The sequence below is a fragment of the Streptococcus mitis genome, from assembly GCF_003942775.1.
GTDB lineage: Bacteria > Bacillota > Bacilli > Lactobacillales > Streptococcaceae > Streptococcus > Streptococcus mitis_CN.
Genome location: NZ_RJNX01000001.1, coordinates 331,527 through 347,071 on the forward strand (window position 1 = coordinate 331,527; position 15,545 = coordinate 347,071).

At 41.6% G+C, this 15,545-nt stretch carries 11 protein-coding genes and 1 other annotated feature; of the genes, 5 read left to right on the plus strand and 6 right to left on the minus strand.

All coding sequences use genetic code 11. The annotated features are described in order from the left end of the window. Nucleotides 1-174: 174 nt before the first annotated feature. From D8848_RS01755 to tpx, 4 genes are all read left to right on the plus strand, one after another. Nucleotides 175-897 (plus strand): metal ABC transporter ATP-binding protein, encoded by a 723-nt coding sequence (locus D8848_RS01755; RefSeq protein ID WP_033686841.1) that lies wholly within the window; start codon nucleotides 175-177, stop codon nucleotides 895-897. Continuing rightward, a complete protein-coding gene (locus tag D8848_RS01760; protein ID WP_000559776.1) occupies nucleotides 894-1,742 on the plus strand; it encodes a metal ABC transporter permease in 849 nt (282 codons plus the stop codon). Before D8848_RS01755 ends, D8848_RS01760 begins: the two co-directional genes overlap by 4 nt. A gap of 31 nt (nucleotides 1,743-1,773) precedes the next feature. Next, nucleotides 1,774-2,703, plus strand: a complete 930-nt coding sequence (gene psaA / locus D8848_RS01765) for a metal ABC transporter substrate-binding lipoprotein/adhesin PsaA (RefSeq protein ID WP_125442932.1) — start codon at nucleotides 1,774-1,776, stop codon at nucleotides 2,701-2,703. 228 nt (nucleotides 2,704-2,931) lie between these two features. Beyond that, nucleotides 2,932-3,423 carry a thiol peroxidase gene (gene tpx, locus D8848_RS01770; RefSeq protein ID WP_049544871.1) on the plus strand — a complete coding sequence of 164 codons (492 nt, stop codon included), beginning with the start codon at nucleotides 2,932-2,934 and terminating at the stop codon, nucleotides 3,421-3,423. Nucleotides 3,424-3,518: 95 nt separating this feature from the next. Here the strand turns inward: tpx and D8848_RS01775 are convergent, their stop codons facing one another. The 4 genes from D8848_RS01775 to D8848_RS01790 form a co-directional block, all read right to left on the minus strand. After that, the gene (locus D8848_RS01775; protein ID WP_125442933.1) at nucleotides 3,519-6,227 is read right to left on the minus strand and encodes an ABC transporter permease; all 2,709 of its coding nucleotides are present in this window, start codon (nucleotides 6,225-6,227) and stop codon (nucleotides 3,519-3,521) included. Between the two features lies 1 nt (nucleotide 6,228). Beyond that, nucleotides 6,229-6,930: an ABC transporter ATP-binding protein gene (locus D8848_RS01780; RefSeq protein WP_060628637.1), complete on the minus strand. Its 702-nt coding sequence runs from the start codon at nucleotides 6,928-6,930 to the stop codon at nucleotides 6,229-6,231. 282 nt (nucleotides 6,931-7,212) lie between these two features. Continuing rightward, on the minus strand, nucleotides 7,213-9,624 hold the full coding sequence (locus tag D8848_RS01785) for a glycoside hydrolase family 95 protein (RefSeq protein ID WP_125442934.1): 2,412 nt from the start codon (nucleotides 9,622-9,624) through the stop codon (nucleotides 7,213-7,215). A gap of 52 nt (nucleotides 9,625-9,676) precedes the next feature. Continuing rightward, a complete protein-coding gene (locus tag D8848_RS01790; RefSeq protein ID WP_000240129.1) occupies nucleotides 9,677-10,369 on the minus strand; it encodes a phosphoglycerate mutase in 693 nt (230 codons plus the stop codon). A gap of 228 nt (nucleotides 10,370-10,597) precedes the next feature. Between D8848_RS01790 and D8848_RS01795 the strand changes: the two genes are divergently transcribed. After that, a complete protein-coding gene (locus tag D8848_RS01795; RefSeq protein ID WP_125442935.1) occupies nucleotides 10,598-11,389 on the plus strand; it encodes a nucleotidyltransferase domain-containing protein in 792 nt (263 codons plus the stop codon). 231 nt (nucleotides 11,390-11,620) lie between these two features. Here D8848_RS01795 and ileS read toward each other — a convergent pair whose 3' ends face one another. Both ileS and D8848_RS01810 read right to left on the minus strand, forming a co-directional pair. Continuing rightward, nucleotides 11,621-14,413: an isoleucine--tRNA ligase gene (gene ileS / locus D8848_RS01800; protein WP_125442936.1), complete on the minus strand. Its 2,793-nt coding sequence runs from the start codon at nucleotides 14,411-14,413 to the stop codon at nucleotides 11,621-11,623. A 45-nt stretch (nucleotides 14,414-14,458) separates the two neighbouring features. Continuing rightward, nucleotides 14,459-14,671 (minus strand) — a binding site (T-box leader). After that, the gene (locus D8848_RS01810; protein ID WP_125442937.1) at nucleotides 14,666-15,541 is read right to left on the minus strand and encodes a DivIVA domain-containing protein; all 876 of its coding nucleotides are present in this window, start codon (nucleotides 15,539-15,541) and stop codon (nucleotides 14,666-14,668) included. (Overlaps the previous feature by 6 nt.) Between the last annotated feature and the right edge of the window lie 4 nt (nucleotides 15,542-15,545).

The window sequence follows — 15,545 nt, forward strand, 5'->3', positions numbered from 1 at the left end:
GTTCTCACTTTCATTTGTACTTGTTTTTAGCTTAACAAAAATTACCTGGGAATGCAATTAAAAATGAACTGATATTTTCTATTGTTTTTCAGTTATTATTTTAATTTTTTTAAAAATTAACTTGACTTAATTTTTTTTTTAAGGTATATTAAGAGGCAGGAGGAATATAAGTTTATGATACGTATTGAAAACCTCAGTGTCTCCTACAAAGAAACGTTGGCACTTAAGGATATTTCACTAGTGCTCCATGGACCAACAATTACCGGTATCATTGGTCCGAACGGTGCTGGAAAATCAACATTATTAAAAGGGATGCTGGGAATTATCCCACATCAAGGTCAGGCATTTCTCGATGACAAGGAAGTTAAAAAATCCTTACACCGAATCGCCTATGTCGAACAAAAAATCAATATCGACTACAACTTTCCCATCAAGGTCAAGGAATGTGTCTCGCTAGGACTATTTCCTTCTATTCCTCTCTTTCGCAGTTTAAATGCTAAACATTGGAAAAAAGTAGAGGAAGCCCTTGAAATCGTCGGCCTAGCTGACTACGCTGAACGTCAAATCAGTCAACTGTCTGGAGGTCAATTCCAGCGGGTCTTGATTGCCAGATGTTTGGTGCAGGAAGCCGATTATATCCTCTTGGATGAACCCTTTGTTGGGATTGACTCTGTCAGTGAGGAAATCATCATGAATACGCTGAGAGATTTGAAAAAAGCTGGTAAGACGGTTCTCATCGTTCACCACGACCTCAGCAAGGTTTCCCACTACTTCGATCAAGTCTTACTTGTCAATCGAGAAGTGATTGCCTTTGGTCCAACCAAAGAAACCTTTACCGAAGCCAATCTCAAAGAAGCTTACGGTAATCGACTCTTTTTCAATGGAGGTGACCTATGATTGCAGAATTTATCGATGGATTGCAAAAATTCCATTTCCTACAAAATGCCTTGATAACAGCTATTGTCATTGGGGTCGTAGCTGGAGCTGTGGGATGTTTCATCATCCTACGCGGGATGTCACTCATGGGAGATGCCATTTCACATGCTGTCTTGCCAGGTGTAGCCCTCTCCTTTATCTTGGGCCTTGACTTCTTTATCGGAGCCATTGTCTTCGGACTACTAGCTGCTATCATCATTACCTACATCAAGGGAAACTCGATTATCAAAAGCGATACCGCCATCGGCATTACCTTTTCTTCTTTCTTAGCCCTCGGTATCATCTTGATTAGTGTCGCTAAAAGTTCAACTGACCTTTTCCATATTCTTTTTGGTAATATCCTGGCCGTCCAAGATACGGATATGTTTATTACTATGGGTGTGGGGGCAGCCATTCTCTTGTTAATCTGGATTTTCTTCAAGCAACTCTTGATAACATCCTTTGATGAACTCTTGGCTAAAGCCATGGGAATGCCTGTCAATTTCTATCACTACCTTCTCATGGTACTCCTAACTCTCGTGTCTGTGACAGCCATGCAAAGTGTCGGAACTATCCTGATTGTAGCCATGCTGATTACCCCAGCGGCAACTGCTTATCTGTATGCTAATAGCCTGAAAAGCATGATTTTCCTTTCCTCAACATTTGGAGCGACAGCTTCAGTTTTGGGGCTCTTTATCGGCTATAGCTTTAACGTTGCGGCAGGTTCTAGTATCGTGCTTACAGCCGCTAGTTTCTTTCTCATTAGCTTCTTTATCGCTCCAAAACAACGATATTTGAAACTGAAAAATAAACATTTGTTAAAATAAGGGGCAAAGCCCCAATAAATTGGAGGTTCTAATGAAAAAATTAGGTACATTACTCGTTCTCTTTCTTTCCGTCATTGCTCTTGTAGCATGTGCTAGCGGAAAAAAAGATGCAGTTTCTGGTCAAAAACTAAAAGTTGTTGCTACAAACTCAATCATCGCTGATATTACTAAAAATATTGCTGGTGACAAGATTGATCTTCACAGTATCGTTCCTGTTGGCCAAGACCCACACGAATACGAACCACTCCCTGAAGACGTTAAGAAAACATCTCAAGCTGATTTGATTTTCTACAACGGTATCAACCTTGAAACTGGTGGCAATGCTTGGTTTACAAAATTGGTAGAAAATGCCAAGAAAACTGAAAACAAAGACTACTTTGCAGTCAGCGAAGGCGTTGATGTTATCTACCTTGAAGGCCAAAACGAAAAAGGCAAAGAAGACCCACACGCTTGGCTTAACCTTGAAAACGGGATGATTTTTGCTAAGAATATCGCAAAACAATTGAGCGCTAAAGACCCTAGCAACAAGGAATTCTACGAAAAAAATCTCAAAGAATATACTGATAAGCTAGACAAACTTGACAAGGAAGCTAAAGAGAAATTTAACAACATCCCTGCTGAGAAGAAATTGATCGTAACCAGCGAAGGATGCTTCAAATACTTCTCTAAAGCCTACGGTGTCCCAAGTGCCTATATCTGGGAAATCAACACTGAAGAAGAAGGAACACCTGACCAAATCAAGACCTTGGTTGAAAAACTTCGCCAAACAAAAACTCCTTCCCTCTTTGTAGAATCAAGTGTGGATGACCGTCCAATGAAAACTGTTTCTCAAGACACAAACATCCCAATCTACGCACAAATCTTTACTGACTCTATCGCAGAACAAGGTAAAGAAGGCGATAGCTACTACAACATGATGAAATACAACCTTGACAAGATTGCTGAAGGATTGGCAAAATAATACTCTTCGAAAATCAAATTCAAACCACGTCAGCGTCGCCTTGCCGTACTCAAGTACAGCCTGTGGCTAGCTTCCTAGTTTGCTCTTTGATTTTCATTGAGTATAAGCCTCTGAAAAACGTCATTCTCTCATGAGCTGGCGTTTTTTCTATGCCCATATTTCCGGTCAAATCATTGGAAAATTCCGACTGTTTCAGCTAAAATGGAAGAAAAAAGATTGGAGTATCCTATGGTAATTTTTCTCGGAAATCCTGTGAGCTTTACAGGTAAACAACTACAAGTCGGCGACAAGGCACTTGATTTTTCACTCACTACAACAGACCTTTCTAAAAAATCTCTGGCTGATTTTGATGGGAAGAAAAAAGTCTTGAGTGTCGTGCCTTCTATCGATACAGGCATCTGCTCAACTCAAACGCGTCGTTTTAATGAAGAACTGGCTGGACTGGATAATACGGTTGTCTTGACTGTTTCAATGGACCTTCCTTTTGCCCAAAAACGTTGGTGTGGTGCTGAAGGTATTGAAAATGCCATCATGCTCTCAGACTATTTCGACCATTCCTTTGGACGTGATTATGCCCTCTTAATCAATGAGTGGCATCTATTGGCACGCGCAGTCTTTGTCCTCGATACTGACAATACTATTCACTACGTTGAATACGTGGACAATATCAACTCTGAACCAAACTTCGAAGCTGCAATTGCAGCTGCTAAAGCCCTATAGAAAAAATCCTCTGTCACAAGGAGTTCCCTACTCTTTGAAACGGAGGATTTTTGTTTACTAGTAAATATAAGTTTAATCAGATAAAAACAACTGCCTTACTCTACAGATTTCAGGGCTTCAAGCATATCAACCTTTCTCAGATGATAATTGACAAAGAAACCAAGGACGGTCAAAATGGTGCTTACTGCTACCACTGGGATTACATAGACTTCCCAGGCTACCTGCGGATAAAAGAGAATAGTCGCAGGAGAAATCATTTGAATCAAAAATTGATGTAAATAGAAACCAGATACCAAACCAAGTACGATTCCCACAAGGGACAGCACAATCGTCTCACGGTAAATGTAGAGAGTGACTTCATTGTTATGAAAACCGAGAACCTTGATAGTGGAGAGTTCACGGATTCTCTCAGCCACGTTGATATTGGTCAAATTGTAGAGGATAACAATAGCCAACAGAACCGATACGATGACCAAGATGGTCATAGTCTGATTGAGTGAGCTAGCGACGGAGTCAAAGAGTCGAATGGCTGAAGCATTCTGGACAACGCTGGATACCGCAGATTGATTCATAAGTAAGCCTGCCTGTCTTTCGATACTAGTTGCACTGGTATCCCTTAGCGAGACCAGATAAGTGTTGGCTTGGGCTAGCTGTCCGTAAATTTGCTCATAGTCAGTCTGACTCATATAAATAAAATGACCAACGTAGTTCTCAGCAATGGCAGCGACCGTTAGTTCCTTACCTTCAATTTCTAGAGTCTGTCCAACCTTGACACCTGCCAGCTGAGCAAGTTTAGTTGTGATGACAACTCCATCTTTTAATGTCAGCTCCTGCTGATGATTTTGCAGATGAATAAAGGGTGTCAAATCTTCCTTCTCTGTCATCATAAGGGTAATTGTCTGAAGACCAGCCTTACCTTTGAAATCCTTGTCTAGCGTTTTAGAATAGATTTTCTGGTAGGCTTTGATGTCCTGCCCTTTCAACACTTCTTCTAGATTTTCCTTGTCCTGATTGGTCGCACTAGGATTTTCAGAGACAATCATCTGATACTGTTGGATTTGTTGAAACTGTCTAGACGGAACTCCTGCTACAGAGGATTGGATTCCCAAACCGGCAAAAAGCAAAGCGACTGAACCTGCCACACCAAAGATTGTCATCAACATCCGTTGCTTATAACGAAAGATATTGCGAGCTGTTACCTTATGGGTAAAACTGAGACGACGCCAGATAAAACCGATGCGCTCCAGTAAGATTTTAGCTCCCTTAACAGGTGGTTTAGGCAGTAAAAGTTGGGCTGCTTCGTCGTGAAGTTCCCTCCGAGCTACCAGATAGGCTGGTAACACACTCGCCAACCAACTCAAGACAAGAGCCAATAAGCTATAGGTCCAATAGAACTGAATCTGGGTTTCTCCCACCACCATGCCTTTTGTAATGACACTTGAAATCACACTGGCTAGCAAATAATGTCCAAGTATGCTACCTAGAGCTGTTCCTACAGTCCCAGCTACTAGACCGTAAAGGAGAAACTTGGCAATAATATCCTTGCTACGATAGCCCAAGGCCTTAAAAATCCCTGCATGTGTTCTCTCTTCATCCACAAAGCGAGTCATGGTTGTAAAGGTCACCATAGCTGCTACGGCATAAAGCACTACAGGAAAGATATTGCCCACTGCCCGAATACTGGCTGAAGCATTACTGTACATGAGGTAGCCTTGACCGCCAGACATGGTTTGCCGATTATAGACTTGATACTTGGGCTCAGCTAAATCATCCAAGACTTGCTGATGTTTTTCTAATTTTTCCTTTTCTTGGGCTAAATTTTGTTCAGCCTGCTTTAGTTTGTCCTCTTCCTTGCTCAATTCCTGCTTGGCTTGGGTAAGTTGAGAACTAGCTTGCTCTCTCTGTGCTTGAGGAAGCAAGGCTAGTTGACTTTCTTGAGCCTGTAAACGAGCTTGAGCAGCTGCTAAACGACGCTTACCTTCCTGCAGATTAGTCTCAGCCTTGTCAAGGGTCTCTTGACCTTTGTCTAAAGACTCTTGGCCTTCTTTTTTCAAGAGTTGCAGACGTGCCTTGCCATTATCTGACAAAGCTTGTTCCAGGTCTTCCTGATGTTGCTTGGATTTTTCTTCATAAGCTTCTGAAAAAGCATTTAAGTCTGCTAAATCTTGATATTTCAAACGAGCTATATTGTAGACTTTTTGATCAAACTGACTAGGTAAAATCACCCCATAGGCTGTCAGAGTCCCACTTCCACTTCCTGCGTAGCCCATATCTCGCTGGGAGAGGATTTCAGCTGAATCCACAAAACCAGTAATGGTATAAGTATGGTCTTTTAAAGAGGAATGTCCCTCTTCTTTTTCTTTAAAGCTAATCTCCTGTCCTACACGATATTGGCCTTGTAAATGACTGGCCAAAGCAATTTCCTGGTCTGACTGAGGAAGTCGTCCCTCTCTTAGCTGAAAGGTTGAAATTCGCTCTGGTTTAGAATACAGCCGAATGGCATCCTGCCCATTTTCCATAGTCACATCTGTCAAATAGCCAAACTCAAAATCTGCTCCCTCTATCTGTTCTAATTCTTCTTGATCTGCTTGATCCAAACCATAATTAGACATAACTGCCAAATCCAAGGTTTGAGCAGTTGTTAAATAAGCATTAGCTGTCGCCTCCATGTTGGGGCTAGTCACTTTGAGGCCTACTAGGGCTAGAGACCCCAACATCATCAAGGTCAAGATGGATAAAAAACGCCCCTTGGAGCCTGTGAAGGACTGAATTAAGTCCTTCCAATAGGTTTTTCGCTTGATCATGCTAGTACTCCAAACTGTCGATATCCTGAGGATGCTGGTTCATCACCACATCCTTGACACTGGCATCGTGCATATGAATCACGCGATCAGCAATGGGCGCCAAAGCTCCATTGTGAGTCACGATAATCACCGTCGCTCCTTTTTGACGAGACATATCTTGGAGAATTTTCAAAACCTGCTTGCCCGTCTGATAATCCAAGGCTCCAGTCGGTTCATCACAAAGGAGGATTTTAGGATTTTTGGCTACCGCGCGTGCAATGGAGACTCGCTGTTGCTCCCCTCCAGAAAGCTGGGCTGGAAAGTTATTGAGACGATGAGCCAGACCTACATCTGTCAAGACCTGTTCAGGATTCAAGGCATCTGACACGATTTCTGAAGCCAACTCCACATTTTCCTTAGCGGTTAGATTGGAAACTAGATTATAAAACTGAAAAACAAAACCGACATCATTTCTACGATAATTGGTCCTCTGGTGGGAACTATAGTCTGCAATATTGACACCATCAATCCAAATCTCTCCTTCATCATTGGTATCCATTCCACCAAGAAGGTTAAGAACCGTTGACTTGCCTGCACCAGATGCACCTAGAATAATAACCAATTCACCCTTTTCAATCTCAAAATTCACATCGCGATTGGCTACAATCTCCGTGTCCCCAACCTGATAACGCTTGTAACAGTGTTTCATCTCAATATAAGCCATAAGACACACCCTCTCTCAAACAAATTACTTCCTACTACCATTATAACGCTTTTTCAACTAGTTGGAAACTGCTTACATTCTCAAATCCTTATTAAAAGGCAGTTTCAATTTACTGCCTTTTAATACTCAATGAAAATCAAAGAGCAAACTAGGAAGCTAGCCACAGGTTGCTCAAAGCACCGCTTTGAGGTTGTAGATAAGACTGACAAAGTCAGTCACATATATACGGTAAGGCGACGCTGACGTGGTTTGAATTTGATTTTAGAAGAGTATAACATCTTCTTAAAAATAAAATTGAACAAGATCACCTTCTGCTGTTACCACCGAAATACAATCTTTCCCCATGCATTTCGTTTTTATTTTTTCTTTATCCAATTTAATCACACTCTTCTCAATATCTGGATAAGAGACTCGCAAATCTCCTCCACTTCTTGATAAAATGGTCAACTGTAAGAGTTTTTTATCCGCCCACCTCATGCTCACTTCAAAATGTCCACGTGCCATTAAGCCTGAAACGGAACCTGTTGACCATGCATCGGGTAGGGCGGCTAGAGGTACCAGATAAGCTGTATGAGACTGGAGTAACATTTCTGCCATGCCACTGCTAGCACCAAAATTACCATCTATCTGAAAAGGAGGATGGCTACACCAAAGATTTGGCAAGGTGGATGACTTTAACTGCTCTGCTAATAATTTATGGGCTCGATTGCCATCTCCTAGACGCGCCCAAAGATTGATCTTATTGGCCTTAGACCAGCCTGTGCCACCATCTCCACGATCATTGAGACTAGCACGCGCCGCATCAAGATACTCTTGCCCCTTATGACTAAAGAGAGTTCCAGGATAGAGTCCCACCAGATGGGAAGCGTGCCGATGCTGGGCCTCCACTTTCTCATTTTGAAAATGCTGCTCTTCCTCCTCATACCACTCCCTGATTCGACCAGATTGAGTGATTTGAAGAGGATTAAGCAAGTCAAACTTCTCCTTGACCTCATTCAACAAAGCCTCATCCAGTCCCAATTCCTGAGCAGCCTGAATAAAATCATGGAATAATTGCCAAATCAGAGATTGGTCATAGGTATTGCCAATCGAAATCGGCCCATGTTCTGGGGAATAAGACGGAGAAGATACCCAACGTTGCGCCTGCTGATCCTCATGTAAAAAATCATTCCAAAAACGAACCGTTTCCCTCAACATGGGATAAATTTTCTCCCTGAGATAGTCTTGGTCCCTGTAAAATGAATAGGCTTCATAAACCGTTTGCATCATCCACGCATTGGCAGCTGGAGACCAACCCCAATAGTAATTCCAACCAGGTGCCGTCCAACCAAAGGGAGTCGCTTGAGTATGAACCAACCAACCATTCTCCTCCCCTTCCTGAGAGACGATTCCTGCATACCTTGCAGCCGCTAGACGACCATAGACACGCAAATCATCGATATAGTTGATGACTGGAAAAGCCGTCTCAAAGAGATTAGTAACATAGGCTGGCCAATAATTCATCTGCAGATTGACATTTAAGTGATAGTCCGAATTCCAAGGAGGATTATCGACCCCATTCCAGACTCCTTGTAAATTAGCTGGTAGGGCATCTGGGCAATCTCTAGAAGAGCTGATCAATAAATACCGTCCATACTGGAAGAACAACTCCTCCAAAGCCTGCCCCTCTTGTGGCTTATAATTTTTTAACAAATCATCCGTAGTGGATGTGTCAACATCAGCTCCCAAATCCAATTGAACACGCTGGAATAAGGCTTGGTAGTCCTCAATATGCCTTGATTTCAATTGGTCATAGCCCTTTTCTTTAGCTGTTTCCACCAAGTCCTTTACCTGTTTCTCTAAATCTATTTTCTTGCGATAATTGCTAGCAGGATTTTGGGAAAAATTTGTCTTAGCAGCTAAGAAGAGATTGGCATAATTTGCTCCTGATATCTGAACCTTATCTGACCAAACTCTAATATCTCCATCCGTTTCCCAAGCTAGACAACTAGCAAACCGCTGATCATTATCCTTAACTCTTCCCTTCATCAAGATATGAGAATCAGTAATATCCAACTTGCATTCCTTGTAATCAGATTTTTCCTGCTCATACTTTCCATCAGAAGCCAAATCGCGGGTCAACAACAGTTCCATAGTAAAATCTAGAGTTTCCGACCCTTCCTTAGTAAAGCGCTGAACCAAGAGATTATCTGGAAAACTCGCAAAAGCTTCACGTTCAAATTTCGTTCCCTTATAGACATAAGAAGTCGTCGCAAGCGCCTTACTGATATTAAGCTGTCTCTGGTAATCCGTCACCTGAGACAAAGTCTTGCCTTGCTTGCTAAACTCAATATGAATATCCCCAAAGGACAGATAGGTCCCATATTGACTCGTTTTGGGTCCGACCAGGTGCTGTTCAGCCAGTTCCTTAGCAGTATTATAGTCTCTCTTCTCCAAAGCCTGCCGAATCTCAGCTAAAAAACCATACTGGTCCTGAAGATTTCCACCCTGATAATCTAAACTATCTGGTCGAGGCCCACCAGACCAGAGACTTTTTTCATTGAATTGAATCCGCTCAGCCCCAATAAGACCAAAGACTTTAGCTCCTAAAGAACCATTGCCTATCGGTAAGGCCTCTTCTTCCCAACTCTTATATGTTGTTGACGCTGGTTGCTTGTAGGCCAATACATAATCTTGTTTTTTATTCCTTATCATACTACCATACTAACATAAAAAGTCTAGAAATCAATTCTAGACTTACAATTTTTTATTTTCCAAGGTAGTATTCAGAAACGACGTTCAATTTTTCGTCAAATTCGAATACCAATGGTGGGAAGTTAGGGATTTCCACGTCCATGATTTCGTCATCTGACAAACCTTTGATGTGTTTTACAAGGGCACGGATTGAGTTACCGTGAGCTCCTACGAATACATTTTTACCATCTTTAAGAGCTGGAGCGATTTTATCTTCCCAGAATGGAAGGGCACGTTCCAAAGTCACTTTCAAGTTTTCAGCATCTGGAATAACTGAGTCGTCAAGTGAAGCGTAACGACGGTCTGTGTGAGCTGAGTGCTCATCATCACGATCCATGTTTGGAGGCAATACATCGTATGAACGACGCCAGATGTGAACTTGCTCATCACCAAATTGCTCAGCAGCTTCAGCTTTGTTTTTACCAGTCAAACCACCGTAGTGACGTTCGTTCAAACGCCATGATTTTTCAACTGGAACCCACAATTGGTCAGAAGCTTCAAGAGCCAAGTTAGTTGTTTTAATCGCACGTTTCAATACTGAAGTATAAGCTTGGTCAAATTCGATACCAGCTTCTTTGATCAATTTACCAGCGTCAATCGCTTGTTGTGTACCTTTTTCAGACAAATCAACATCAGCCCAACCAGTGAAAAGGTTAGCTTTGTTCCATTCAGACTCACCGTGGCGAGCAAAAACCAATTTTACCATTAGATGGATTCTCCTTTAAATTTTCCGAGGTTTTCCCTCGTTTATCTATTCTATTTTACACAATTTTTCACAAAAAAGCTAGTCAAAACCAAAAAGGAACCGACTGTTTGGCAGTTGGGTTGCTTTGAACAAGATCAGCAATTATGTGAGAAGAAATTTCCATTTCACTCTTGCTAGTCTCCCTACTTTTTGTTAGAATGATGTCAAAAAATAAAGAAGGTTACCATTATGCCACAACAGCTCTTTAAAGAATTGGCTCAACTGGAACAAGTAGAGGCACTAGCTCTAGGAGGATCACGGGCTGGACAAGATTTTGACAAAGACTCTGACTATGATGTATATGTCTACCTCAGTGCTCCCCTCTCGCCAGACATCCGAAAAGAAATTCTCAGTAAATACTGCTCCTATATGGAAATCGGCAATCAATTTTGGGAATTGGAGGATGATTGTGTTCTCAATAATGGCATAGAGATTGAACTGATTTACCGCTCTTTAGACGAATTTGACAAAGATTTACAGGTCGTAGTTTTAGAGCATCAAGCCCAGAATTCTTACACTACTTGTATGTGGTACAATCTTCTCAACAGTAAGATTATCTACGATCAAGATGGCCACTATGCTGCCCTCCAGAAAAAGTACAATCTTCCTTATCCAGCTGAGCTGAAAAAGAATATCATCAACAAGCAATTCCTGCTTCTCGACCAAGCTATGCCAGCTTTTTCAAGACAAATCAAAAAAGCTCTCAAACGCCAAGACTTACTCAGCATCAATCACCGCAGTAGTGAGTTTTTCGCCTCTTATTTTGATTTGCTCTTCGCCTTCAATGAGCAGCTCCATCCAGGAGAAAAACGCATGCTCCAGTTCGCAAAAAACAATTGCTCTCATCTACCTCAACATTTTGAAGATGATATCCAAGACTATTTTCAAAATCTCTACCAGCTAGATCAGTATGAGAAAACAGTCCTAACTTTAGAGCATCTCCTATTAAATCTCAAAAACTTGATTAATGAATCTATTTAAAATTACGATAAAAGCTCATGAAATCTACTTTCCAGATGATTCATGAGCTTTTTGAATTTCCATAATATATAACGATTTAAAGTTTATTGAAATAAGAGCAGGACAAAAAGGTTTTAAAATGATAAAAACGCATCATATCAGGTGTTCAAAAACTTGATATAATGCGTTTTATAGTCTATAAGATTAGTTGTCTTTTCTTCTCAAATGGAGTTTTCCCTAGACTTCTCAACCTTATTTCGCTTCAAATCCTTCTGCGACTGCGTCCGCAAAGTTTTCTTCTACGATGCTTGCACAGTGGTCACAGATAACTGCGTGGTAGCTGCGTTCTGCTGTTGTTGGGTCGATACGACGGCAACGGTCACATACATCACCTGCAGCACGTTCTACTGTGAAGGCTACATCTTCGAAGCTAACAGCAGCTTCTGGAGCTGGTCCTTCAGCGATGGTCAATTCAGACACAATCAAAAGTTGAGCTACATTGCTGTTCACTGCTTCGAGTAGAGTTTTCACAACTTCATTTGGATAAACTGTCAAGTGTGCTTCAAGTGATTTACCGATAACTTTGGCATTGCGAGCCTCTTCCAAGGCTTTTTGAGCTTGTCCACGGAAGTCCATGAAGGCTGCCCATGTATCCAAGATTTCTTCTTGGTTAGCAAAAGTTTCTGCTTCTGGCAATTCTGATAATTGAACGAAGTCTTCAGCTTCAAACTCAAGGTATGACCAGATTTCTTCCGCAGTGTGAGGAAGGATTGGTGTCAAGAGTTTGGTGATTTTCACAAGAATGTCATAGAAGACAGTCTGCATTTGACGGCGTTCCAATGATTTGGCACCTTCGATGTAGACAACATCTTTAGCAAAATCAAGGTAGAAGGCTGACAAGTCAACGTTGATAAAGTTCACCAAGGCCTTATAGATTGTCAAGAATTCAAAGTTTGCATAAGCATCACGAATCGTTTTCACAAGCTGGTTAAAGCGAATAGTCATGTACTTATCAACTGAACGAAGCTCATCGTAAGCGACTACATCTTGAGTTGGGTTAAAATCAGATGTATTGGCAATCAAGAAACGAAGGGTGTTACGAATCTTACGGTAAGTTTCAGAGACTTGGCTCAAGATATCCATAGAGATACGCACGTCGTTGGTTGAGTCTACACTTGTTACCCAAAGACGCAAGATTTCAGCACCAAATTGTTTTTCAACATCGCTTGGAGCAATGGTATTTCCAAGAGATTTAGACATCTTCTCACCTTTACCGTCAAGGGCAAATCCTTGTGACAGAATTTGTTTGTAAGGTGCTACACCATGGTTGGCAACAGATGTGATGAGTGAAGAGTTGAACCAACCACGGTACTGGTCAGAACCTTCTAGGTAAAGGTCTGCTGGGTAAGTCAACTCAGGACGGTTTACTACCACTCCATTCCATGATGAACCTGAGTCAAACCAAACGTCCATGATATCAGTTTCTTTTTTGAACTCGCCGTTTGGTGAACCTGGATGAGTAAATCCTTCTGGTAAAAGGTCTTTGGCATCACGTTCCCACCAAATGCTTGAACCATGTTCCTCAAAGAGTTGAGCCACATGTTCAATCGTTTCAGCAGTCATGATCGCTGTACCATCTTCAGCGTAGAAAATTGGAAGCGGAACACCCCAAGCACGTTGACGAGAGATAACCCAGTCGCCACGGTCACGAATCATATTGTAAAGACGAACTTTACCCCATTCTGAGTGGAATTTCACTTTTTCAATTTCATCCAAGATTTCTTGGCGGAATTTAGAAACTGAGGCAAACCATTGTGGTACTGCACGCCAGATAATTGGTTTCTTAGTACGCCAGTCAAATGGGTATGAGTGAGAGATTTCTTCTTGGGCAAGAAGGAGGTTACCAAGTTTTTCAATAACAGTTGGAACTACCTTTTCATAGAATTGACCTTCAAACTCAGGACCAGCATTCTTCATCATGATACCACGTTCGTCAACAGTCACTGCGACTTCAAGACCATTAGCAATACCAACATTGTAGTCATCCTCACCAAAACCAGGTGCTGTATGGACAATACCAGTACCAGAGTCAGTTGTAACGTGGTCACCAAGGATAACCAACTCATCTACAGCTGTATCCCATGGGTGTTCTGTTACGATGTGGTTCAATTCTTGACCACGGTAAGTTGCCAACACTTGAACATCAGCCCAGCCAAATTTCTCAGACAAGCTAGCCAACAATTCTGCAGCAACCACAAACTTACGAGCTTCACCAGCAGGTTGAACCAAGACGTAATCAATATCCGCTCCAACAGTCAAACCACGAGAAGCTGTGATAGTAAATGGAGTAGTTGTCCAAACTACGATATAAGTATCTGTATCTAGAACACCTTTGCCATCTTTTACCTTATTGGCATAGTAAAGGGAAGTTGAAACCAAGTCATGGTATTCAATCTCTGCTTCAGCAAGGGCAGACTCAGATGACCATGACCAGTAAACTGGCTTGGCACCACGGTAGATATAACCTTTATTAGCCATCTCACCAAATACACGGATTTGGGCTGCTTCATAGTCAGGAGTCAAAGTCACATATGGATTTTCCCAGTCACCAGAAACACCCAAACGTTTAAAGTCTTCACGTTGTTTATCTACTTGAGAAAGAGCGTATTCACGGCAAAGTTTCAAGTACTCAACCAAGTCCATTTCTTTACGTTTGACACCTTGTTTTGCCAAAACTTGCTCGATTGGCAGACCATGAGTATCCCAACCTGGGATAAATGGTGCGTAAAAACCTGACATTGATTTTGAACGAACAATGATATCTTTTGAAATCTTGTTCATAGCGTGTCCAACGTGAATATTTCCGTTCGCGTATGGAGGGCCATCATGCAAGGTGAAATGAGGTTTTCCTTGGTTCAATTCTTGACGACGTTGATAAAGTTTTGCATCTTCCCATTCCTTTTGCCAAACTGGCTCTTTGGTAGGAAGTCCTGCACGCATTGGGAAAGCTGTTTTCCCAAGATTAAGGGTATCTTTGAGTTTCATGGTATCTCCTTTATAAATAATAACAAATTAAAAACCACGACTGCCAAAAAGGACGAAAATCGTGGTACCACCTTTATTCGGAAAAAGATTTAGTCTTTCTCCCTCTTATCCCGTAACGTGGGAAACGTCAAATCTTACTAGCTTCAGACTTGAGTTTTTGAGAGGATAATCTTATCGTTAGGGAATGCAGGACTCACACCATCTCCTGCTCGCTGGAAATATAAGGATAAGATATTGTTCTCAAATCATTTCTTATAAAATTGTAACAGATTCTTGCGGTGCCGCAAAACCTGGTTCTGAGCTTACAGCTTCAGTAGCTGGTGTTGGTCCTGAGTAATGGCTTGGAGCTACTTCTGGCTCTTCATACATTGGACCAACTGGATGAGCTGGACTTTCTTCAACAACCGGAGCTGGTGAAACCACTTGTTCCTGCTCAGCTCTTGCTTCGGCTTCTGCAAGTTCCTTATTAGCCGCTTCGATACGCGCTTGCAACTCAGCCATTTCCTCGGGAGAAAACTGGCGAGTAATATCAATTGGTTCTTCCTCTGTATGTTGTTGCAAGACAGAGTCACCTAAGACTTCGCTGACCACTTCTTTGAAAGCTTCATCACTTGTCTGAAGATAAGTCGCTGTTGGGCGAAGAATATCTTCCCAATCTGAAGATTCAACAATTGCTAACTGGCTCTCAATTGTAGATTTAAGACGTTGATGGAAGACACGACTCTTGTTCTTCAATTCTTCTGTTTCAACAGCAACCTTCTTAGCATTGTCAGTTGCTTGACGAAGAATTTCATTTGCCTTGTACTTAGCTTCTTCCAGCAAGCGTTGTGCATCTTGCTCTGCTTGGTGGATAATATTATTTGCACGTTCAGTTGCAGCATGTTTTACTCGCTCAGCTGTATCCTGTGCAATCAATACAGATTGACTCAATGAATCTTTCATCTCATCAAAGTAAGACAAACGTTCTTCCAAGCTTTTAATATGTAATGCCTTATCATGATTAGAGCGAACCAAATCTTCATAATCACGGACTACAATATCTAAAAATTCATCTACTTCTTCTTGATCAAACCCTCTAAAGCGTGTACTAAAGGTTTTATCTTTGATTTCTAACGATGTAATTGGCATATTT